This is a genomic window from Acidimicrobiales bacterium (assembly GCA_036273495.1).
In the GTDB taxonomy this organism is placed as follows: Bacteria; Actinomycetota; Acidimicrobiia; order Acidimicrobiales; family JAJPHE01; genus DASSEU01.
Genome location: DASUHN010000112.1, coordinates 1 through 2,133, shown reverse-complemented (window position 1 = coordinate 2,133; position 2,133 = coordinate 1). Strand labels below are relative to the sequence as shown.

Annotated in this window: 3 protein-coding genes; all 3 read left to right on the top strand. The window is 72.3% G+C overall.

Annotated features, from left to right (window positions below):
• Window positions 1–199 (top strand): hypothetical protein (locus VFW24_04750; protein HEX5266059.1); only part of this gene is annotated, 199 nt, incomplete at its 5' end.
• 329 nt (window positions 200–528) lie between these two features.
• The gene (locus VFW24_04745; protein HEX5266058.1) at window positions 529–972 is read left to right on the top strand and encodes a DUF6112 family protein; all 444 of its coding nucleotides are present in this window, start codon (window positions 529–531) and stop codon (window positions 970–972) included.
• Window positions 972–2,060, top strand: coding sequence for a hypothetical protein (locus tag VFW24_04740; protein ID HEX5266057.1), 1,089 nt, complete (start codon window positions 972–974; stop codon window positions 2,058–2,060). Before VFW24_04745 ends, VFW24_04740 begins: the two co-directional genes overlap by 1 nt.
• Window positions 2,061–2,133 lie beyond the last annotated feature (73 nt).

The window sequence follows — 2,133 nt, the reverse complement described above, 5'->3', positions numbered from 1 at the left end:
CACCCGCTGCCGCTGGATCCGGGCGGCGGCCCAGGTCCGCCTGGCCTGGGACCAGGGATGGCGCGATCCCTTCAGCCTCGGACGAGGAACCCCCCTCACGTGGGCAGAGCTTCAGCGGACGGTCCGGTGGCGCAACCGGATAAGGGTTGTGCGCTTTCCGCTGTGGACGGCGGTGCTGCTGTCCCCGACCGAGTACTGAGCACGGCCGACTCAAGGCTGGTACTCGGGCCCTCCCCGTCGGTGGAACGACGGAAGAACCGCGGCGGCCCGTGCCACCGAATGCCCGCGCCGTGGCTCGCGTCGATTTCACGCATGGGGAACGACGCCTTCCCCAACCGAGCGATCCGACGGTGGTTGTGGCAGCCCCTGGTCACGGTCAGCGGACCGGGCAGAACAGGTCTCGGGCCAGGAACCAAGCGTTCGGGAGGAATTTCTCGCCAGAGGTGAGAGCAGAGGTGAGAACCGAGGTGAGTGGGGGGGCGCAGGGTGGCCGGCATGGAGCCGTACCGCCGAGCCAAGGAGCCCTGCATGCCGACATCCGCCGAGCCCACCTCCGCCCCCGCGGTCCGACCCCGTAGGGGTCGAGCACGGTGCCGGCCGATCGGCCTGGTAGGGGCGGCGGCGGCCTGGACCTTCACCGTTCCTGGGCTGGCCCAGGCGGCCACGTCAACACCGCCCACGACATCCGGCGGTTCCTCCCTTCCGGCCATCAGCCCGAACGGCTCCACCCTTCCTGGCACCGGGACCCTGGTCCAACTGCTCGGTGGGCTCCAGATGGATGCGGTCCTGGCCGCCATCGCCGGGATCGTCATCGGGGCCGCCGTCTGGGCGCTGTCGTCCCACTCGGGGCAGTACCAAGGGGTGAGCCGGGGCCGAGCCGCCGTGCTCGTTTCCGCCCTCGCGGCGGTCCTGATCGGATTCGGGCCCCAGGCGGTCCAGGTCCTGTTCCACGTGGGCCAGGCCGCCCGGTGATGCCCCACGTCGTCGGCTCGGTGGGCTCGGCGGTGGCAGGAGCCGTCGTCGTCGCCCTGGCCCACGCACTCGCCTCCGGGCTGGCGAAGCTGGCGGCCTGGGCACTCGGCGGCCTGACCCACGCCGCCACTGCCACGACAGGTATCGGCTTCGGGACGTGGTTTGCCGGCCCCTGGCGGGCGATGCTCGATGTCGCCGGGCTTGCAGCGGTCCCCTTCTTCTTTGCCGGAGTCATCCAGGTCGTGGCCCGAGGCGAGGGCCCAGCCGGCCTCGCCCGCCTCCTCGGCCGGCTCGTCGCCGCCGGCGCCGGCACAGTCGTTGCGCTGGGTCTGGTGCGGCTGGCCCTGGCTGTCGTCGACGTCTCTGCGGAGATGGTCGGGCACACCTCGGGCATCTCACTCCCCGCCGCCCTAGCCCGCCTCGGCACAGCTCTGGGCGTCCTCACTGTGGCAGGCGGCGGCGGGGCGGCCAGCGTCGGCGGGCTGGCGCTGGCCCTCCTGGCCGGCATCGCCGCCATCGTGCTCTGGGTCGAGCTGGTCGTCCGCACCGCGCTCGTCTACGTGGCCACCGCCTTCCTCCCCCTGGCCCTCGCCGGTCTTGTTTGGCCGGCGACGGCGGGATGGCTGCGCCGGTTAGCGGAGGTGGCGGGGGCGATCATCGTTTCCAAGCTCGTCATCGTCGTGGTCCTGGTCCTCGGCGCGGCCGCGCTCACCGCCGCTCCCCTCTCGCTCACCTCACCAGGTGCAGACATCGACGCGGTGGTCACCGGGATCGCATTCCTGGGACTGGCCACCTTCGGCCTGCCCATCGCGCTCCGCCTGGTCCCCGCCGCTGCCGAGGCGGCCCTCCACGCAGGCCGAGGCAGCTCCCTGCTTCGCTCCGGGCTGGTCCTCCCTGGCCAGGCGGAGGCCTCGATCGGTGGGGGGCGTGCCGTGGTCCGCCGCTTCGCTTCCTCCCCGGGCGGCGCCATCACCGAGGACACGACGGGCTCCACAGTAGGTAGAGCTGGACCGGGCAGCTCAGCAGCGTCGAGAACTGTCGGAACCAACGGTTCCCGTCCGGCCACTGGGCGAGGCGAGCACGGATGAGCGCCCCCGGCTCGTACCGCTTCGGGCCGGCGGACCGTCGCGGCGTCATGCTCGGCCTGGGACTCGATCAGGT